Here is a 20,067-nt window from a genome sequence, read left to right on the forward strand (position 1 = left end):
AGACCTTCCTAAAAGTGTTTAACTACTTATACTATATGGTAGTTACACAAAGTTTGGGGAAGGCTCTATTATTAATTCCAAGTGTATTATCTACACTCGAAACCTTTTCTAAGAACCTCATCAAAGTACTTAAAAACCAACTCACTAAGTACATTGATTAGAATTTATATCCCATAATTAAACTACTTTCTAAAACTTAATTTAATATTTGACAAATCGTTCCATAATATTTAGTATTACCCTAAGCTCACTTCCACTCAGGCTCATCCATGAGTGATGACAAGTCCAATACTCCAGGCCGTCCTAGGCAGTTTGAAGATAAAGAAATTATTGACGCAGCCATAACTGTATTTAGTAGTAATGGCTACGCAGGTACTTCTGCGCAAAATTTATGTGATGTTACTGGATTAGGGCGAGGAAGTCTATATAACGCCTTTGGTAGCAAACAAGCCTTATATGAACAAGCCTTGTTGCGTAGCCATGAACAAACCATGGCTGCACAATTATCTATTCTCACACAGCCAGGGCTGTTCAAAGAACGACTACGATCTCTTTTACTTTGGGGGATTGCTGAAGATCTTTCACAATCGGAACAGCGCGAAGCCATGGTCTTATTCTCTGCTTTGGAAATAGGAGATAAAGATCAGGTTGTTTCAAGCTTGAATCTAGAGTATCGACAACGCCTAGAGAACTCGCTGCTCACAGTATTCGCCGAAGGACAAGCAAGTGGGGAATTTAGTACCAGAGCCTCAGCTCTTGAAATGGCGCGAGGCTTTTTAGCTGGTTACTATGGTTTGCGTGTACTTAATAAAAACACTTCAGATAAAAGCTTTCTGGAAGATGTGGTTAATGGCCTCTTAGCCAACTTGTAACTGCATCATAAATGGAAAGTAAATTAAATCCTTTAATTTTGTAATGATCGTTAAATAAATAGGAATGTATTAAAAAATGCCATTAGCAGTATATATATTAGGTCTGGCTATTTTTGCCGTTGGTACAGCAGAATTGATGGTCGCTGGTATGACCGCCACTTTATCCCAGGCCTTTGGGATCAGTGTAGGTGACGTTGGACATTTAATTTCATATTATGCCTTTGGTGTCATGTTGGGTGGACCTGTACTCACCTACTTTTTTCTCAAATATAAAGTTCAATATCGAAAAGTATTGCTGATTCTTTTAGCCCTCTATGTCGTGGTCCAAGGTTTAAGCGCCTTTATCTCCAGCCATGCTATTTTAATTGCGATCCGTTTTATCACCGGTGTCTTATGTGCAGGTTGTTTAAGTCTTTCTCTTGCTATAAGTATGGCCATGGTACCTAATCATAATAAGCCTCGAGCAGCAGCAATCGTTATTGGTGGCTTTATGATTTCTAATGTGTTTGGTGTTCCTCTTGCGACGATGATTGATCAACAATGGGGTTGGCGCATTACTTTTGGCTTAGTCGCTGTATTGGTATTCGTTTCTCTTATCGCTTTAGTACGTCTTTTACCTGAAGTGTCAGGTGGTGGACAGCTGAGAATGGAAGAAGAGATCAAGGCCTTTAAAAATAAAGCTTACTGGAAAGCCTGCGTAACAAGTTGTTTGATTTTAGGCGCAAGCTTTGCTGCATTTAGTTATTTCGTCCCTGTTTTGGTCGATATAACTGGATTTAGCATGCATGTCGTACCTTTCATTTTAATGGCATTTGGGTTTTCAAATATTGTAGGTAATACGATTACTGGTCGTTTAGCACATAATCATAGCCTTAAAATTATGCTCGTTGGTCTAACCGTATTAAGCATATCTTTATTTGCTTTTGCAATCTTCGCTGAATACAAAACTGTAGCGATCCTTGCAATCATTTTGATTGGATTATCTGGCGTGCCAATGAACCCGGCAATGATGGCAAGGATTGTCAGTGTTGCGCATCCGGGTCCTATGGTCAATGCAGTGCACACCTCAGTAATTAATATTGGTTTAGGTGGTGGTTCATATATAGGTGGTGTAGCAATTACAAATGGTTATGGTTTACGTTCAGGCTTATGGATTGGTGTAATATTAGCAGTATTGGCATTGGCTTCACTTCTACCTTACGTACGTAATCGTCAACAAGGTTGGGGTTAGAGAAATAAACTGCCTCAGGATTGTTGGAGATCTAACATTCTGAGAGGATAGGACAATAAAAAAGCAAAACTACGTCTTTTGATCTTTATCTAAAAGTATCACAGTCTCATATAAAAATCGACTTAATGCAGTAAGGCTCAATAATAACCATTATGTTGCATTCATAATCACTTTTCTGCAAAATAATATGAGTATATGAGTATATGAGTATATGAGTATATGAGTATATGAGTGAAGCTCAGTTCTTTCGATAATATAGTGCGGCAAACGTGCCAAGCAATTTAAACCAAGATCAATATTGCAGCTTTCATATGTACGTTTTAAAAGCTCCACATAGACACCTATCAAAACCTTCTTTTGCTGGTGATGTGCCAAAAAGCATACTGATTAAAATTTGAACAATTTTTGAAGCCTTGAAAGCTTTATAAAATCAGAGAACTTAGCTTAGATTTCCTATTGCCTTTTACCGCCAGCATACTTTTTAGAACACCGCCAAAAAAAGATTAAAAATGATAGGCAATTTATATGCCAATATTAGCTTGTTAAGTATCAACTAAGTGTTGACTAAATGTTGACCTGTTAAGCGCGCATTTTTATGGGCGTGCTACAGTCTACAGCGTATAAAACCGAAGTCAAAAAAAGAATCGCTGTCCCATATCTTAAATTAACGCCGATAAAGGCTGGAACTTATGAATATCATCGACCAATTAGAGCAGATAGTGACCCCAGCCGTCTTAGTTAGCCAGATTAATAATGAACAGGTTATTGATGGTCATCCTGTCGATAACGGCAGCGTGTCTTATGTCAGCTTATTGGAGCAGTTTTATGCCATTTTGGCGGCGCGTTTGGCATTGCCGCAAATTTACTCGCAGTTATTGCGTGATGATGAGCCAATTGCTAGGGCGTGTTGAACATTCATAATTTGAGCCAGATATAAGCACAAGCAAGAGCGACTGTATTTTCATAACTCTGCTTGAGCTTATCAAATCTGGTGGCAACGGCCCTATACTGTTTTAGTTTGGCGAAAGCATTTTCTACTAAATGTCGTGCTTTATACAAGTCCCAGTCCATATGGTCGTTAGAAGACTGAGTGTTTCGTTTTCGAGGGATGTTATCCCGTGTCCCTGCTTGTTCAATATGCACTCGTAGTGCATCAGAATCATAGCCTTTATCGGCACATAAAACCTCTGTGTTGCTCAAATTAACTTTGTCTACTAAGTCAGGTGCGACTTTAACGTCGTGGGTCGTGCCATCTGACAAGATAAAGGTAATCGGATTGCCATGCGCATCTACTGCCAAGTGAATCTTGGTCGCGCGTCCTGCCACACTTTTACTAATGGATTGTAGGTTCTCATTGCCACCACTGCTGTGTTGATGCGCCTTGATATGAGTACCATCAATGAAGACCCACTCAAGATCTGCGTCTTTGATTAATAAAGCAAACAGCGTAATCAGCTTATTACTACGAAACCAGCGCTGGTAAGCTTTATAGATGGTATTGGGCTTGCCAAAATACTCGGGTAAGTCGCGCCAAGGACAGCCAACACGCATGCGATAAAGCACGCCTTCAACCGTTTGTCTAAGATTTCCTTTGTCATAGATATTAAGTTCTAGTAATATAGGTTTCAGTCTTGTCCAGTGTTCATCTTTGAGCATAGTGCGAGGCATAGCGAACGATATCTTTTTTGTGTGAGAACTTAAAGATTAACCGTTCGCTATTTTTTTTGCCAGAAATTTATATCCAATGTTCAACACGCCCTAATGAAAATATAGTAGAGACGCAATTATTTGAACAATTATGGCAAGCCCCAAGCGCGCCAAACCATTATCGAAGAGCTGGCAGTGACCCATCATATTGATGAGCTGACTACCACAAAGCTCATCATGAATGCCGCGCCACTGGCTTATCGTGAGCTTAAGGTCATGGCCAACGGGCAGTTTTTACCAGCATTTTTACAAAGTGAGCAGCCCTCACTGCGCCATTACCTGCCAATATGGGCAGCACCGCTCATTACCGTCGCACAAGATAACCCTGATGAGTTGTTTGATTATCAAAACGCCATAGTCAATGCTGCGACAGAAACCGTTTTATTAAATAAAGATGCTACTGAAGCAAGCGTAGTAAGTCCTTCTGCGAACTTGATAAAACAACCAAACGTGGCAACAGAACTTGCTAGTGAAAGCTTCGATAACAGCCTAGCTGCGAGCGCTATTCATGCCAATCCTGCTGAGCATCACTTAGCAGATAACAGCAGTTTAAAGCGCGAAAAAGTACGAACCCGCAACCAACGTAATGACTTATTAATACGGGTGTTTTTATTATTGGCCGCCATCGCAGCGATTGGATTGGTATGGGCATTTTTAATTAAGCCTAATGTAGTCCCGCCTGTAGAGCCAGTGGTGACTGCACCTGCTGTGGTAGCGCCTGTCGCTGAGCCAACCGCGCAGGTGTTGACGCCCGCTACGCTTATCGTTGGTGTGGATAATAGCGGCAGTCTTTATACCTGTAGCGCCTCCGTCGGTGACGCCGCGCTACAAAGCACGCTGCAACAAGCGCTCAATAGCAGTTTTGGCGAGCAGGCAGGGATGTGTCAGTTTACGGTACAAGAAGGCGTGGCTAACAATATTGCCAATATGCCTATTGAAGCACTGCCTAATATCCTGACATTATTAAGAGCGACACCATTTGCCCGTCTACAGTTGCAAAATGACCGTATGACAATAGAAGCGCCGGATGGTATGCAGCTACAAAGATTGACCACTGAAATCCGTACTTTGGCACCAGCGATAATGGTAGATAGTACCGCGCCGCTACCATTGCCGAATAGTGCAGAAAACGGTATAGGGGCCGATAATATGGCGATGAACGCTGCAAACAATCAGTTTGCTCAAGATGGAAGCAGCATAAATGACCAGTACGCTGGCACTAATAATATGAATAACAGTAATGCAAATAATAATAACGACTATCAAGCTTCTGATGACATCACCGGTGATAGCGTGACGCCTGCACCGGCACGCAATAGCGATTTTAATAATCCGCCTAGAGCTAATGAGCCTAGAAGCAATGAACCTAGAGCTAACGAGCCTAGAAGCAATGACCGTCCTGCATCGACGCGGCCACCGGGACCTTTTTCAGAATCAGAAGTAGACGATATGGCAAATAGCGTTATCGTGGCAGAGCCTGCGCAAGTCAGATGATAGTTTAAAACGCCTAACAAATAATGAGCTAAAGGACGGTAGGATCAATCATTGACTATCCTCCTTTTTATTTTTGCCTAAAAAGATAGACAGTCATTTCCAGATATAATGGGTATGTTAGTAATTTGTACTGTAAAGACTTCGCAGTTACGTGTCACAACTGAAACATTACTTAACGTAGCAATTGCACAACAGCCCATCGATTGTGAATACCGCCTTAATACTTTTATAATGACAAAAGTTGAATATGGATAGTGCTGATATTTATTAAGCCGCTTTTTAATACCTAGTGTTTATTAAATGCTGATATAAATATTAATATTAAAAAATATCGTTATTAAGAAATATCAGTACTATTAACTTTTCAGTTTTTTGAGAATGCAGTTTAGTGCAAAACAATTATTCAGAATAACAATTATTGAGGAATGACATTATGGATATTATCAGTCACTTAACGCGGACGGTTAGCCCTGCAGTACTAGGCGATGATCGCAATCCCGCTAAGCAGAACTTACTTGAGCAATTTTATGCTATTTTTGCCGCGCGCTTGGCAGACAATACGACTTATACACGTTTTGCTAATGAAAATATCGCCCGTGATGACCAAGGGTTTTATGACCGCGTATGGACCGATGGCGCTCACCGCGACCAAATTGCCCGTGAGCTTGCGGGTAAACATAACGTTGATGTGACCGCAGCCCGTGGTTTGATTGCGATGGCCGCACCGTTAGCATATCACGAAATCAAAAGCTTGGCCGGAACCACGCCTGTGCCCCAGTTTTTAAATGACAATCTTGCTAGTTATCAGCACCATATTCCGGCATGGGCAAGCGCCGTTCTGCCTGCAGGTATGATTGCCGCACCAGCTGGAGCGCATATGTCTGATACCGTGAGCACTGCGCCTATTCGCCGTGAAGAGGAAGAAAAAGGCAGCTTTATGAAAGCGCTGCTACCGATTATCGGTTTGATTATCTTAGGCGCCTTGGCGTGGGCGCTACTTAGAGGGTGTCAAGACAATCCTGAGCCAGTCGGTACGCCAGTTGCCACTGAGCAGCAAGCGGCTAATGACGGACAAACAGTGGTTGCAGCCGATATAGAACCGGCTTCACTACGTATTGCGACTGGTGAAAATAGTGGATTATATGCCTGCCGTATGAACGTTGGTAACGAGACGCTACAAGGCAACGTGATGGACGCGTTGACAGCGGCATTTGGTGATGAAGCCAATAATTGCCGCGCCGATGTCGATGATAACTTCTCGATAGATATGCCAGCTGCCGCTCAGCTTTCTTCTATTTTGCCAATCGTCAAAAATGTGCCCAATGCCAGTATGCTGATCAAAGGCGACACTATTACGGTCAATGCGCCAGATTCAGCAGCATTAGATAAATTGGTTGCTGATTTACAAGCCGCAGCGCCAGCTATGACGGTACAAGCAGAAGGTCCGCTCGATGAACAAAGCGAGATTGATCGCAGTTTAGCAGCATCACAAGCGGCGATGCAGAACCTTGGTCAAGACCCAGATCCTCGTGATGTGGCTCGCGCGCTGAGCCTGCAAGTCGTGAACTTTGAAGTAGATAAAGCTATTATTCCAGAAGCTAACAAGCCATTATTGGACAATGCTGTTCAGATTATGGAACAAGTGCCAGATATGAAGCTGATGATTATCGGCCATACCGATAAAACCGCCGATGCCGCTTATAATATGAAGTTGTCACAAGAGCGCGCGCAATCGATGAAAGATTATCTGGTTGCGCAAGGTGCGGATCCAAGTAAGCTTATGACCAAAGGTATGGGCGAGACAGATCCAATCGCTGATAACGCTACAGAGCAAGGTCGTTTCCGTAACCGCCGTATCGAGTTCGTCGTCTATGATGAAACGGCAATGGCCAATGATGGCGTGGCGATTAGTAACGGTGCGCTCGATCCAGACTTAAATCCATTAGACAGTAACAATGATGATCTAATGCCTGACAGTGATGACCGTACAGGGAACAATTTACCTGCACCGAAGAGTTCGATACCGACATCGAATAGCAGACCAATTGACCCAGATTTAAACCCATTAGATCGCAATAACGATGATGTCTTACCAGATGGTGATGATGTCAGTCGTGGTACTGCCTTAGACCCAAAAGCCAGTAATTAATAAGAATTCTAATTACTTATAGTTATTTACCCCACTCTCAACTTGAAATAAGCAAATCAAACTGAAGAGGCGGATTACCAAGTTTTTTGTTGAGTACAAAGCACAGATTGTGTGACAGGATTTTACGAATCAATCGATGAGACAAATGCCATAAATCTCTTGCTCGTACCCTTTGTATATTAAATCGTTCTGATAGCTGACCAATGACTGTTTCAACGATACGGCGGGCTTTCATTAGCCGCCTTACCACAGGTTTGGGTCTATCCTCTTTCATGTTGGCTCTGAGTGGCGTTTGTAAATCTACTCCTTAAGCGTCGTAGTACGATGTCAGACTCGGGCTGATATACCCTTTATCAGCGCCAAGTAGCCCATGAATATGAGTGGTGATTTCTGGGGCAACCGCTCTTTCATCAACATTGGCAGGAGCAAAGGTAAAGCCTTTAATCATGCCCGATAAGTTAACAAGCAAATGGCCTTCAAAGCCATAGTATCTCTCTTGCTTAGCGGCACAGTAGCTAAAAGCTGCTAAGTCTTGATAATTCTTATGCCGATAAGCGCGTCCATAATGACAGACGGGTATCGGAAAGCCGTCCATAAAATGAATGTTGTCACGGCCTTCAATTTGACTGACGTTATCTTGTATCTGCTGTTTGACTTGCCACAGATTGGCGCAGTGCTTTGCGAAGTTAGGGTATGAGCCGATGGCTGGAAACCAGGCTTGCCAATGCTGGGAAAAGTATTGCCAAATTTGTTTGTCTTGATCTAGGTGTAAAAATTCACCGACCATCTCCATGCAAATAACCTCAGGATCACTTAGCTTTGGCGCGTAACCTGCACTTCGCAAGGGTTTGGTGACGACTATTTTGTAATATTGCTCTACCATTAAATAGATATTGATGATAAATTCGTCTATGGGCATCTCACAACTCCATTGTATTCTTGGTCGAAAACAATAGATTAGTGAGGTGCTCTTCTTTTTTCAATCACTTTCGAAGTTGAGAGTGGGGTAGTTATTTATAAATAGCTAGTATTAATATTAAAAAGACCGCATCTTAGGTTTAAGGTGCGGTTTTTTCTTGCATCAAGTAAGACTGGAATAAAGCTGGTTTGGTTAAATGAATTATCTATAAGCGGTTGGATCTTTTGACTCAGTAGGTGCTTTCGTTTGACTGGCAAAAAAGGTCTGTAAGATATTTTCCTTTGCTTGTTGCCAATAGTCAAACTGCTGGCTCGTTGATTCAAGGTCGCCCTGCCAAACAGGTATTTGCCCACGCATGGCTTTGATACGTTTTTGGTCAGGATAGGGTAGCTCTTGGGCTGCTCTGGCGGCTTCGTGAGCAGCAACGCGATCATTACAGACAAGAGCAATATCGCAGCCTGCTTCAATTGCTGCTTTGACGCGGGCGCTGACATCACCGGCAGCTTGCGCACCAGCCATTGATAAATCATCAGAAAATAAAACCCCATCAAAATTCAGCTGTTTGCGAATGATGTCTTTGAGCCAAATTTTTGAAAATCCAGCGGGTTTTTTATCGACTTGTGAAAAAATCACATGCGCCGGCATTAAGGCATCAAGCCAAGGCAGCGTCTGCGCAAACGGCTGCATGTCGCTATTGATAATCTCATCTAAACTACGTGTATCGATTGCTTCTGCCACATGCGAGTCAGGCGCGACGGCTCCATGACCGGGAAAGTGCTTACCGGTGGTTGCCATACCCGCCGCTTTCATACCGCGCATAAACTGGCTTGCTAAAGCGATGATGGCTTGTGGGTTTTGATGAAAACTGCGATCGCCGATCACTTGGCTGATACCGCCTCTATCGAGCACCGGCGCAAAGCTCAAATCAATGCCGACCGCCAATACTTCTGCTGCCATCAAATAACCACAATCGTAAGCAAGGCTCAAGGCGCGACTAGGGTCTTGGTCAAATAATTCGCCGAGCCTGCCCATCGCCGGTAATGGCGTAAAACCCTGACGTAATCTGGCAACGCGACCGCCTTCTTGGTCGACGCCAATCAATAAATCGGCATTGTGTTGGCGGATATCGTCACACAAAGCGCGCACTTGCGCCGCATCTGCCACATTGCGGGCAAATAATATCACCCCGCCTACTTGTGCTTGTTTGATTAAACTGACATCTTCAGCAGTCAGTGCGGTACTATCGATATCAATCATTAAAACGCCGTACATTGCGTAATCCTTATCAGGCTAGAAGGTTGTTTTCTCATTTGCACTATATTATAAGTCAAATCGAGACAGAGCTTAGAGATGAGAGGGTTTTTTCTTATAGATAATCTTTCTGTTGCGGACGGTTTGGCGCTACTCACTTTTACCTTATGTTAAGCCAGTGATTGCAAGGGACGCATAATAGCGGTTTGCTTGGCTTAAATAAATTAGGTTTAAATCATAAGTTTAAACAAGATGATTCACGCTTATAACCAAATGCAACAATGGATGCGCTACAAAATAGCCAGACCGCGTGTAAGATTGTTTATACAGATTGAGACAGTGGTATATTTATAGCTGTGCTAGTATTGATTGATTTTTAACAATGAAAATAAGGACCTATTCTAAGATCATTATCCCATATTTGCCTGCTTTTAATGCTAGCGTAACCTATGGTTTAATGGTAAATATAATAGGGTAAAAAATCACGACATTTTTTGGCTCATAGTCTATTAAATAACCTTTATTAGTAATAACAACTCAGCATACTTTTAACTTAAAATAATTAGGTATATACGATGAAAAAACAACCAGCACAGTGGTTACTCAGTGCAGCGTCAGTGGGCGTCGCTGGTCTTATCCTTACTCAAAGCTACAGTACCGCAGTGGCTGATAGCAATACGGCAGGCTTTAAAGCCACCCCTGAGCAACAGGTTACCACCCGCCAAGTAGCCGCTTTGCTGGATCGTAGCCATTATCTCAATCAGCCGCTCGATAGCGCCATGGGTAGCGAGATTTTGTCTATGTATATTGACAGTCTCGATCCAAACCATACCTTGTTTTTGCAATCTGATGTCGATGAATTTAAGAAAAAATATGCCGACGAATTTGCTGCACGCCTAAAACGTGGCGACCTATCGGCTGGAGTGGCGATTTTTGAGCGTTACCGTCAGCGCTCTAATGAATATTTTACCCTATCAAAACAACTGCTGAAAACAAAGATAGATTTGACCAGTAAAGATAGCATTGTCCTTGACCGCGAAAAGCTCAGTCATTTTAAAACCAAAAAAGAACAGCGTGACTATTGGACACGCCAGCTGAAGTTTCAGTTGATGAGCATTATCCTAGGTCAAGAAGACGAAAAGGCGAAAGAGAAAGTCTTTTTAAGCAATCCTGACATCACGCGCGGCCAAGACTTGCTGCGTAATGATGAGCGCACGCCAAGTGAGATTTTGCTCAATCGTTTATCACGTCAGCAAGAGCAGCTTGCCCGTCTAAAAGATGATGAAATCATGGAAACCATCTTAAATACGGCAATGCTCACTTATGACCCGCACAGTAATTATTATGCGCCAATCCAAGCCAATGAGCTACAAATTCAATCGAGTCTGCAATTAGAAGGCATCGGGGTTTCTATCCGTCCTGACCGTAAAAACCCAGATTATACTCGCATTGTCACTTTGGTAGATGGGGGCCCAGCAGCCAAATCGGGGCAGATTAAGCCCAATGATTTGATTATTGGTATTGCCAAAGACGGCGAGAATATGGTTGATGTGGTTGGCTGGTCAACACGTGAAATCGTCGGTCTGATTCGCGGTAAACGTGGCACCTCGGTGACCATTAAGGTGCGTCAACCAAATACGCCCGATACCAGCGCCCGTAATGTGACGGTAGTACGCGATATTATTCAGCAAGAAGAGTCGGGCGTAAAACAGCGCGTCGTTGAAGTACAGCGTCCCAATATCGATAAAACGCCAAAACGTATCGGTGTGCTTGAGATACCAAGTTTTTATCTCAACTATCGCGCGCGCCGCAATGGTGAAGAGTACCGTAGTGTCAGTGACGATACCGAAAAAGCCCTTAAAGCGCTGAATAAAGAAAATATCGACGGTCTAGTGGTTGATTTACGTAATAACCCAGGCGGCTCGCTCGATGAAGTTGCGAAAATGCTCGGCTTCTTTATTAAAAGCGGCCCATTGGTGCAAATTCGCGACAATCGCGGCAATATTCAAGTCTACCGCGATGACGATGGCGGCGAGCAGCTTTATGACGGCAAAGTGGTCGTGCTGACCAATTTGGCCTCTGCCTCTGCCAGTGAAATCTTTGCTGCCGCGATTCAGGATTACGGTCGCGGGCTGGTGGTCGGTAGTACCACGACTGGTAAAGGTTCGGCGCAAATCCAGCTAGACAGCTTGGCTTTGGGTACAGCGACGCTCACGCAGCGTAAGTTCTACCGCGTCACTGGCGGTAGTACGCAAAATAAAGGCGTGGTCCCTGATATTGAATTGGTCAATATCTACGATGATGCGACCTTTGGCGAGCGCGCGCAGAAAAAAGCCTTACCATGGGATACGATTAAAACTGCCCCTTATAAGCCTGAAGGTAAATTCTCTGCCAATACTTTAGCAACGTTAAATCAGCAATCAAAGATCCGTCAGCAGCAAAACCCGCATTTTGTGTATCTGTCAACGCTGAATGATATTCGTAATATGGAAGATGAGAAAAAACCGATTCCTCTTGATATCAATAGTCGCCGTGCAAAAATGCAGCTGATAGAAAAACGCTCATTGGAAGCGGAAAATAAACGTCTGATTGCAACGGGCGAGCGTCCTTATGCCAATTGGAATACTTACCAAGCCGCTATGGACGCAAAGTTTGAAGAACGCAGTCAGATGAAAGAAAGTGAGCGTCCTGAACTACCTGAGGATGAAGCGTTCATTAAAGAAGCGGCTTATATCATGCTTAGCGCTGATCCAAAGATGCAGGCTAGCCCAGAAGAAAAGCTATAAAGATTGCAACTGTTGAACAGTCATTATCGGCAATAAAAATGCGTGTAAGCATATGCTTACACGCATTGACGTTTAGACCTCTTACTTACCTCATGCCAATCTGCGATTATAACTGTACGGCACGATTGAACGAAAAGGTTCATAGATACTAGGGATTGGTATCGCAAAGGTCGCATCAGGGATAGGTGGTTTGCTGATTAGGGAAGATAAGGCTGGATGCCTGTACGTTATAAGATGCTCCGGGATTAAGTATCTGATAACATTAACATGGATGGTTGGTGATAAAAGCCGCATAATACTTGTTGTTATGCGGCTTTGTTACGTCTGTAATCTCTAAAACTTATCCAAAAAAAGGTCAGTAGATTGCTCTACTGACCTTTATAGCTAGACGACGCTAACATTATCAATAACTATTCATTAATAATTAACTATTCGCCTAAGCATTTTATCGTCTGAAAATTTTACGCCAAACTCAAGAAGATATTAGTGCTCAACGCCACCAGCGCCATGGATATGGCCGTGGTTTAGCTCGTCTTCAGTGGCTGCGCGTACTTCTTGAATTTCTACATCGAACGTCAAACGCTTACCAGCTAACGGATGGTTTGCATCAACCGTCACTTCTTTATCGTTTACGTCAGTCACAGTTACTAGCATCACTTGACCGCCAGCTTCTGACTGAAACTGCATACCAGGCTGGATATCATCAACGCCTTGGAAGTTTTCGCGTGGTACATGTTGTACCGCTTGTTCTTGGTATTCACCGTAACCATCAGCAGGCTCTACAACGGCATTGACTCTTTCGCCAGCAGATTTGCCTTCTAGTTGTTGCTCAAGACCTGGGATGATGTTGCTATGGCCATGCAAATACGCAAGCGGTTGACCTTCTGGAGACTGGTCAAGGATATTGCCTTCGTCGTCTTTTAGCGTGTAGTTAAACTTGACGGCAGTGTCTTTTGCGATAGTAGTCATAAATTATCCTAAATATGTCGTTATTGAAATTTAAATACGGTTGCAATAAACCTAAAAAAGCCAATCAGCCAGCCAAATAGCCACGTCATTAGTCAATTATCATCAGTTTATTAGGGTAACTTTAGCAGTTAGCATCTTTAATTGCGATGCCTGCCAGCGGTTTCAAGGTTAAAATCCGAAAAAATAGCAATTATTGGGCGAATTAATGTAAATAAATATGATTTTTCAGTTTTGGCCGTTGGTAAAGGTAAGAGGCTAAAGTTTGCTAGTTGCGTTTTTGCATGATGGCTTCTACCATAGTCATAAACATAAGGATAATAACGTTTATGAATTTATCTTCTCAAATCTCACCGATTAATAATTTAAATCAGCCAACCGCTCATGTCTTTTACCAATTCGACTTTGCGCGGTTTTTGGAGCATTTGGTCGATGTCGCGCTGACTTTCACCGCTAATACCGACGCGCCAAGTTTATGGTTGCCCGCCTGGATACCGGGTAGCTATTTAATGCGTGAATTTGCCCGTAATATAACCGCAGTGCATTATGAGATTTTAGACAGTCAAGTCGTTTCTAACGATAAACAAATCAACACGTATCGCGCGCAAAAAACAGATAAAAATACATGGCAGTTACCAGAGGCGCGGGCAGCACAACGTATACGCCTTCATTATGAAGTATATTGTTATGATTTATCGGTGCGTACGGCGTATGTCGACCAGCAGCGTTTGTATGGCAATTTTACCTCATTGGCCTTAGCGATTGATGGGCAAGAACAACAAGGGGTAGAAGTTGATTTAATCGTGCCAGCTGCATTTTTAGCGGATAAAGACGCTAGTCTTGTGCGCTTGGCGTGTGGACTTGAGGCAGTACAGTCGCAAATTGATAAGCTGCGAATATATACTCTACAAGCAGACAGCTATCACGAACTTATCGATCATCCGTTTGAGATAGCCGAACAAGATAGCTTTGATTTTATTATTCAAGATAATAGCCATCAGACGCTTAGCCATCATTTTTATCTTTCAGGTAAGCATAGCGCTAACATGGGACGCTTGCAGCAAGACGTCACCCAAATCTGTCAGACTTATCTAGATTGGCTTGGTGATGCGCCCTTTAACGATTACACCTTTATGACCTTTGCCAGTGGGCAGGATTATGGCGGGCTTGAGCATATCAACTCGACAAGTTTGATTACCCCGCGCCGCGATTTGCCCAATGCTGATGAGCCAAAAGTACCAAGTGCCGATTATCAACGCTTTTTGGGCTTATGCAGCCATGAATACTTTCATGCATGGTGGGTCAAAACCGTGCGTCCAGATGTGATGCTAGATGTGGATTTACGCCGCGAAGCTTTTACGCCGCTGCTTTGGGTGTTTGAAGGTTTTACCTCTTATATCGATGATTTTATGTTGCAAGCGTCAGGCGTCATCGATAAGGCAAGCTATCTTAAATTACTCGCCGAACAAATCAATCGCTACTATCAAACCGCTGGTCGCGCGCATCAAAGCGTTGCCGAGTCGAGCTTTGATGCTTGGATTAAGCTGTATCGCAACGATGAAAATACTGGCAATGCGGGTATCAGCTACTATAACAAAGGCGCGTTGGTGGCGTTATGCTTGGATTTAACTCTGCTTGCAAAAAGCGATGGGCGTTATCGTTTGTTTGATGTGGTTAAAGAATTTTATAGCCAAGCAAAGCAAAAGGATAATAAACGTATTGGCATCAGTAGCGCCGATATGGGTGCAGTTATCGGGCAGTTTATGCCGTTAGCAGATTGGGAAGAGTTTGAGCGCCGTTATGTTAATGGCGTTGAGGAGCTGCCACTAGAGACGCTGCTTGCGGAAAATGGTATTAAGATTCATACCAACACTAAAGAAACTGCCGATAAAAACATACCGTGGGGCATGCGTTGTAGTGAGACGCCGCTGGGATTAAAGGTTAATCGTGTCAGCCGTAATAGTGCGGCTGCCAAGGCGGGTATTTCAGCGCATGATATTATTGTCGCTATCGACGATATCAAAGCGGATACCAAGCAATTAGCAACGCTTAGTGCTGCCACGCGTGCTGTGCAATGTCATTTATTTCGCCGTGATGAGCTGATAGTAGTTGAGGTTTTGCCTAAAGCTGATTTGGTGGATAATAATACGTATGACTATAATGAAAAAGTTTTCCCGCATAGCATCAGCTTACGGTTAGCAAGGGCGAGTACAGATTGTGAAGACGATGGGGATTCTGTCGGGTATGCCAATACTGAAAATACATGGCTAAATGCGCTAGCACGCCATCAAAGTGAATAGATAAATAATAAAGCATGAAGACATTAAAAACCCTTGCTAAGCTGCGTACTTAGCAAGGGTTTATATTTTTAATATTCAAAGTACTATAAATAACAGTTAAGACGTTATAGCTGTTTAACTTGTCGCTTTAGTGGTTTCTTTGATTGCTTCTTTATCATTTGCTTCATCATTGATAACGGTGTCATCACTATTGATAGTCGCGGTATCAGGCGCTTTATTTGCCGCAATCCAGTTTTGTATCAACTCAATCTCAGGCTGCTGAGCATCGATAATGTCTTGTGCCAATTTGCGCATTTCTTCATCGGTACCGTATTGGAGTTGCACTTTTGCCATGTCTACTGCGCCAATATGATGCGGCAGCATACCGCGCGCAAAGGCCATATCAGCGACGGGCTCAGCAATACCGAGCATCATATCGCTATGCATGGTATTCATTCCCTTTGCATACGCTTCTTGCATGGCTTCGGTATTGGGTTTTGGTTTGGGCGCATCAGGATGACTTGCGAGCCATTTATTAAGAATATCAATCTCAAGCTGCTGCGAGTCGATGATGTCTTGTGCAAGTTTACGCATGGTTTCATCAGTGCCGTACTTTAGCTCGATTTTTGCCATATCTACCGCACCGCGATGATGCCCGAGCATGCCTTTGGCAAAGGCGGTATCAGGATCGTTATAACCCATACCAACCATCACTTCATTATGCATACTGGTCATTGACTTTGTATAGTCTTTCAGCATATCTGACATTTGTTCCGCTTTTACCGTAACATCATTGGCAGCGATGTCGTGCCCAGCGTGAGCATCCTCGGGAGCTGTTTCAGATGGTTCATTAGTGGCTTGAGTGGCCTTTTCTATTGGCATTACCTCATTATCCTCAGTTGCTGGCTGGCAGGCGCTTAGCAGCAGGATAGTAGCCACACTGGTAGCAAACAAAGCAAAATGACGAGAGGCAATCATGATATATCCTTACTATCAAAAAAACAGGAAACAGGCTCAACGAAAAATAAGACAGAAAACAAGATAAATAATGGCCAAATTTAAACCGATATAAAACGCGAAAATACGGCAAGGTTGGCAAGTCAGCGCAGTTTTGCATCTTAACAGATAAACCTTACGCGTTCGAGACGCGCCGTTTAATAAGTCGTAATATTTAAATCAGAGCAAAATTGGCTCATATAAGCGGATAAGGTTTAATTTGCCACGCTAATCTAATCGACAATCCCTAACTGCCGACAGCGCTCACTATTTAGGTGAATACGCACAAACTCACCAACGCCAAGCGAACCAAGCTCAAATCCTGCCACCGACCAACGAATCAGACGCAAGCAAGGCAGTCCCACATGAGCGGTCATGCGTCTTACTTGGCGATTTTTGCCCTCATAAATGGTTAGCATAAGCCATGAGGTCGGCACGTTTTTACGCTCGCGAATGGGCGGATTACGTTGCCATAAGTCAATCGGCAAATCACCTTCCTCAACCAGTCGTGCAACTGCTGGTAAGGTTTTGCCATCTTTTAAATGTACTCCCGCCGTCAATTGCTCTAGTTGAGCCGCGCTTACCAAACCTTCGACTTGTACCAAATAAGTCTTCCCTTGTTTTTGCTTGTTTTGGGCGAAGTTCTTGGCTGACGGAGGCTGAGTAATGGCTTTATTTACCCGTCCGTCACTGGTCAAAATCAGCAAGCCTTCTGAGGTGGCATCAAGTCGGCCGGCAACGCGCAGCGATTTGTCAGTAAAATACTGCGAAAGGGTGGTGTGGTCATTATTGCTGTCATCACGAAATTGACTTTGGACGCCGTAAGGTTTGTTGAATAAAACTAGGCTAGAGGTCGACATAAAATGGCATTTCCCAAAAATAAATTGATAGCTACAACATGGTTAACAAATGGCGTGCACGGCAGTCTAAAATGTTTTTACGCAAAAGTAAAAAACGGATTGTGGTTAAAAGATAACCTTGTTAGCATTGTGGTATTTATAATATTGATTGGTAAAACTGTCGTATGCAAAAGAAAAATTATCAGTCATGCTTTTATGTTAGTACACTATTTAAGGTAAATGGTGATATTTTTATGTCATTCATCTGATAGAGATTATAACAATCAACATTTTTGCTTTACGCAACTTTGGTGCTTTAGTCATAGAAATAATGGCAAAAAATAGGATTTTTAAAATAACTCTCTAACATATTTTTAAACCTATTGGCTTAGGGGGATTTTACGTAAATGGTTGGTATTTAACTCGCTAGCATACTGCCATTTTAAAGCCAAAATGTTTTAGCTAGCATAACAGAACGCCAAGGAAACTGGCGCAACCAATATATAAGTATAAAAGGAGTTTGACCCCATGCCCTATGATAAAGTTATCGTCCCAAGAGACGGCGCAAAAATAACCGTCAACGCTGATTTGTCCCTAAATGTCCCTAATCATCCGATTATTCCCTTTATCGAAGGCGATGGCATCGGCGTTGATATCACGCCGGTGATGATTAAGGTCGTCGATGCCGCCGTAGCAAAAGCCTATAAAGGCAAAAAATCGATCGTTTGGATGGAAGTTTATTGCGGCGAAAAAGCTTCTAAGATTTACGACGGCGAATACATGCCGACCGAAACGCTGGAGATTTTGCGCGAGTATGTCATAAGTATTAAAGGGCCTCTCACCACGCCAGTTGGCGGCGGTATGCGGTCATTAAACGTTGCATTACGGCAAGAGCTTGACCTGTACGTCTGTCAGCGTCCCGTACGTTGGTTTGAAGGTGTACCAAGCCCTGTACATAGCCCAGAGCTGACTGATATGGTGATTTTTCGCGAAAACTCAGAAGATATTTATGCTGGTATCGAGTGGAAAGCGGGCAGTGATGACGCCAAAAAAGTTATTAAATTCCTAAAGGAAGAGATGGGGGTGACCAAAATCCGCTTCTCAGATGACTGCGGTATCGGCATCAAGCCTGTATCAAAAGAAGGCTCGCAGCGTTTGGTACGTAAAGCTATCCAGCATGCCATCGATAATGACTTACCGAGCGTCACTCTCGTGCACAAAGGTAATATCATGAAGTTTACCGAAGGCGCGTTTAAAGAATGGGGCTATGAGCTTGCCGCTGAACGTTTTGGTGCGGAGCTGCTCGATGGTGGACCTTGGATGACGATGAAAAATCCAAAAACCGGTAATGATATTATCATTAAAGACGTCATAGCTGATGCTTTTCTGCAGCAAATCCTGATGCGCCCTGCTGAGTATTCAGTCGTTGCAACCTTGAACTTAAACGGTGATTATATCTCTGATGCGCTTGCTGCTGAAGTTGGCGGTATCGGTATCGCGCCGGGTGCCAATAAGGGCGGCTCAATCGCTGTTTATGAAGCTACCCACGGCACAGCGCCTAAATATGCTGGTCAAGATAAGGTCAATCCAGGTTCGTTGATTCTATCGGCAGAGATGATGCTGCGCGATATGGGTTGGATAGAAGCAGCCGACCTTGTTATCGCAGGTATCAAAGGCGCGATTAAAAACAAAACCGTCACTTATGACTTTGAGCGTTTGATGCCAGATGCTATTTTGCTCAGTAGCTCCGAGTTTGGCAAAGCCATTATTAAGCATATGGATGTGTAAGGGCTTTATAGCATGTGATTTTATAATTTATAGCGTAAACAAAAAATCATCTATATTTTTATAGATGGTTTTTTTTGTGCTTATGGGTTTTTATACTGATTATTGAATTTCAATTTAACTGTCATTTTTACCACGATTTTTACCGCTACCATTCGCTGTCCATTTGACCACCGATAAGCTGGTTGAAGCCATTAAACCGAGCACTAAGTAGCCAATCAACGCCTGTAAACTTGCAAAAACCCGAGTCATGCCTTGTGGCCGAAAATCACCATAGCCTGTTGAAGTGAAAGTGACGACAGCATAGTAGCAGCACGCCCAAAAATCTTGCGAAATGGGATTATCATCGAGCGTGGTGTCGACGATGCCGACTTCGTAATAAAGTGCCGAAAAGGTAAGCAAAAATAAAAAGACATTAAGCGTTGTCATCGCAAGCTCTTTCCATAAATTGCCATCATCGCCATAGATGCGCTGCAAGGTGCTAAAAAGCGACCACATAAAAATCCCGCAAAATAAGAAGGCAAGGCCGATAGTAAATATATCGCGCCACCTATTGTCCGGTAAAAAATGCGTCAGTAAATACCATAAACTGCCGGTCAGAATATAAATAAAAAGAGTCCCTCTGGCGGTTGTTATTTTTTCTAGTATCATAAGATGCCATCCATACGCTCAGTATTATGCTTAGTCTTAGGCTCAGTAAATGCTCAAAAATAATTTCAACATTAGCGTCATCTAACCATAGCAGTAGGGCGCTTTATATAAAACATTGGTATAGGTGTTTGCTTTGAACGTT

General features: G+C 43.1%; 14 protein-coding genes and 1 pseudogene. 8 read left to right on the plus strand and 7 right to left on the minus strand.

The features are described 5' to 3' along the window. Window positions 1–269 precede the first annotated feature (269 nt). The 3 genes from AB8P72_RS01825 to AB8P72_RS01835 all read left to right on the plus strand — a co-directional run bounded on the left by AB8P72_RS01825 (window position 270) and on the right by AB8P72_RS01835 (window position 3,014). Window positions 270–872 carry a TetR/AcrR family transcriptional regulator gene (locus AB8P72_RS01825; protein ID WP_198329085.1) on the plus strand — a complete coding sequence of 201 codons (603 nt, stop codon included), beginning with the start codon at window positions 270–272 and terminating at the stop codon, window positions 870–872. A 76-nt stretch (window positions 873–948) separates the two neighbouring features. After that, complete coding sequence (locus AB8P72_RS01830; RefSeq protein WP_193030752.1) at window positions 949–2,103, plus strand: MFS transporter; 1,155 nt, start codon at window positions 949–951, stop codon at window positions 2,101–2,103. Window positions 2,104–2,792: 689 nt separating this feature from the next. Further along, complete coding sequence (locus AB8P72_RS01835; protein WP_369957935.1) at window positions 2,793–3,014, plus strand: hypothetical protein; 222 nt, start codon at window positions 2,793–2,795, stop codon at window positions 3,012–3,014. Between the two features lie 4 nt (window positions 3,015–3,018). Here the strand turns inward: AB8P72_RS01835 and AB8P72_RS01840 are convergent, their stop codons facing one another. Then, entirely contained in the window at window positions 3,019–3,771 is a 753-nt protein-coding gene (locus AB8P72_RS01840) for an IS5 family transposase (protein ID WP_369957936.1), read from the minus strand. Between the two features lie 120 nt (window positions 3,772–3,891). Between AB8P72_RS01840 and AB8P72_RS01845 the strand changes: the two genes are divergently transcribed. Together AB8P72_RS01845 and AB8P72_RS01850 are read left to right on the plus strand one after the other, a co-directional pair. Further along, window positions 3,892–5,304 carry a hypothetical protein gene (locus tag AB8P72_RS01845; protein ID WP_226928811.1) on the plus strand — a complete coding sequence of 471 codons (1,413 nt, stop codon included), beginning with the start codon at window positions 3,892–3,894 and terminating at the stop codon, window positions 5,302–5,304. Between the two features lie 433 nt (window positions 5,305–5,737). Next, window positions 5,738–7,453 carry an OmpA family protein gene (locus AB8P72_RS01850; protein ID WP_082894349.1) on the plus strand — a complete coding sequence of 572 codons (1,716 nt, stop codon included), beginning with the start codon at window positions 5,738–5,740 and terminating at the stop codon, window positions 7,451–7,453. A 37-nt stretch (window positions 7,454–7,490) separates the two neighbouring features. Here AB8P72_RS01850 and AB8P72_RS01855 read toward each other — a convergent pair. Both AB8P72_RS01855 and nagZ read right to left on the minus strand, forming a co-directional pair. Then, window positions 7,491–8,372, minus strand: a pseudogene (locus AB8P72_RS01855) (IS982 family transposase). A gap of 201 nt (window positions 8,373–8,573) precedes the next feature. After that, window positions 8,574–9,644, minus strand: coding sequence for a beta-N-acetylhexosaminidase (gene nagZ / locus AB8P72_RS01860; RefSeq protein ID WP_102076486.1), 1,071 nt, complete (start codon window positions 9,642–9,644; stop codon window positions 8,574–8,576). A 554-nt stretch (window positions 9,645–10,198) separates the two neighbouring features. Here nagZ and AB8P72_RS01865 point away from each other — a divergent pair. After that, window positions 10,199–12,409 carry a carboxy terminal-processing peptidase gene (locus AB8P72_RS01865; protein ID WP_193031149.1) on the plus strand — a complete coding sequence of 737 codons (2,211 nt, stop codon included), beginning with the start codon at window positions 10,199–10,201 and terminating at the stop codon, window positions 12,407–12,409. Window positions 12,410–12,892: 483 nt separating this feature from the next. Here the strand turns inward: AB8P72_RS01865 and AB8P72_RS01870 are convergent, their stop codons facing one another. Further along, window positions 12,893–13,378 (minus strand): peptidylprolyl isomerase, encoded by a 486-nt coding sequence (locus AB8P72_RS01870; protein WP_068407618.1) that lies wholly within the window; start codon window positions 13,376–13,378, stop codon window positions 12,893–12,895. Between the two features lie 326 nt (window positions 13,379–13,704). On the opposite strand from AB8P72_RS01870, the gene AB8P72_RS01875 reads away from it, so the two are divergent. Next, the gene (locus AB8P72_RS01875) at window positions 13,705–15,675 is read left to right on the plus strand and encodes a M61 family metallopeptidase (protein WP_226928846.1); all 1,971 of its coding nucleotides are present in this window, start codon (window positions 13,705–13,707) and stop codon (window positions 15,673–15,675) included. Between the two features lie 114 nt (window positions 15,676–15,789). Here the strand turns inward: AB8P72_RS01875 and AB8P72_RS01880 are convergent, their stop codons facing one another. Both AB8P72_RS01880 and AB8P72_RS01885 read right to left on the minus strand, forming a co-directional pair. Continuing rightward, window positions 15,790–16,632 carry a DUF305 domain-containing protein gene (locus AB8P72_RS01880; RefSeq protein ID WP_193031147.1) on the minus strand — a complete coding sequence of 281 codons (843 nt, stop codon included), beginning with the start codon at window positions 16,630–16,632 and terminating at the stop codon, window positions 15,790–15,792. A gap of 251 nt (window positions 16,633–16,883) precedes the next feature. Next, window positions 16,884–17,510, minus strand: a complete 627-nt coding sequence (locus AB8P72_RS01885; protein ID WP_068407614.1) for a pseudouridine synthase — start codon at window positions 17,508–17,510, stop codon at window positions 16,884–16,886. Between the two features lie 507 nt (window positions 17,511–18,017). On the opposite strand from AB8P72_RS01885, the gene icd reads away from it, so the two are divergent. Then, window positions 18,018–19,277 (plus strand): NADP-dependent isocitrate dehydrogenase, encoded by a 1,260-nt coding sequence (gene icd / locus AB8P72_RS01890; RefSeq protein WP_144297428.1) that lies wholly within the window; start codon window positions 18,018–18,020, stop codon window positions 19,275–19,277. A gap of 114 nt (window positions 19,278–19,391) precedes the next feature. On the opposite strand, the gene AB8P72_RS01895 is transcribed toward icd, so the two are convergent. Next, the gene (locus AB8P72_RS01895; protein ID WP_226928845.1) at window positions 19,392–19,772 is read right to left on the minus strand and encodes a potassium channel family protein; all 381 of its coding nucleotides are present in this window, start codon (window positions 19,770–19,772) and stop codon (window positions 19,392–19,394) included. Window positions 19,773–20,067: the final 295 nt, after the last annotated feature.

It is taken from the genome of Psychrobacter sp. CLB018 (assembly GCF_041222815.1).
GTDB lineage: Bacteria > Pseudomonadota > Gammaproteobacteria > Pseudomonadales > Moraxellaceae > Psychrobacter > Psychrobacter faecalis.

What these genes read in the sequence shown, in the direction of transcription:
- AB8P72_RS01825 (WP_198329085.1), top strand. Translation starts at nt 270, where the DNA reads ATGAGTGATGACAAGTCCAATACTCCAGGCCGTCCTAGGCAGTTTGAA.
- AB8P72_RS01830 (WP_193030752.1), top strand. Translation starts at nt 949, where the DNA reads ATGCCATTAGCAGTATATATATTAGGTCTGGCTATTTTTGCCGTTGGT.
- AB8P72_RS01835 (WP_369957935.1), top strand. Translation starts at nt 2,793, where the DNA reads ATGAATATCATCGACCAATTAGAGCAGATAGTGACCCCAGCCGTCTTA.
- AB8P72_RS01840 (WP_369957936.1), bottom strand. Translation starts at nt 3,771, where the DNA reads ATGCCTCGCACTATGCTCAAAGATGAACACTGGACAAGACTGAAACCT.
- AB8P72_RS01850 (WP_082894349.1), top strand. Translation starts at nt 5,738, where the DNA reads ATGGATATTATCAGTCACTTAACGCGGACGGTTAGCCCTGCAGTACTA.
- nagZ (WP_102076486.1), bottom strand. Translation starts at nt 9,644, where the DNA reads ATGTACGGCGTTTTAATGATTGATATCGATAGTACCGCACTGACTGCT.
- AB8P72_RS01865 (WP_193031149.1), top strand. Translation starts at nt 10,199, where the DNA reads ATGAAAAAACAACCAGCACAGTGGTTACTCAGTGCAGCGTCAGTGGGC.
- AB8P72_RS01870 (WP_068407618.1), bottom strand. Translation starts at nt 13,378, where the DNA reads ATGACTACTATCGCAAAAGACACTGCCGTCAAGTTTAACTACACGCTA.
- AB8P72_RS01875 (WP_226928846.1), top strand. Translation starts at nt 13,705, where the DNA reads ATGAATTTATCTTCTCAAATCTCACCGATTAATAATTTAAATCAGCCA.
- AB8P72_RS01880 (WP_193031147.1), bottom strand. Translation starts at nt 16,632, where the DNA reads ATGATTGCCTCTCGTCATTTTGCTTTGTTTGCTACCAGTGTGGCTACT.
- AB8P72_RS01885 (WP_068407614.1), bottom strand. Translation starts at nt 17,510, where the DNA reads ATGTCGACCTCTAGCCTAGTTTTATTCAACAAACCTTACGGCGTCCAA.
- icd (WP_144297428.1), top strand. Translation starts at nt 18,018, where the DNA reads ATGCCCTATGATAAAGTTATCGTCCCAAGAGACGGCGCAAAAATAACC.
- AB8P72_RS01895 (WP_226928845.1), bottom strand. Translation starts at nt 19,772, where the DNA reads ATGTGGTCGCTTTTTAGCACCTTGCAGCGCATCTATGGCGATGATGGC.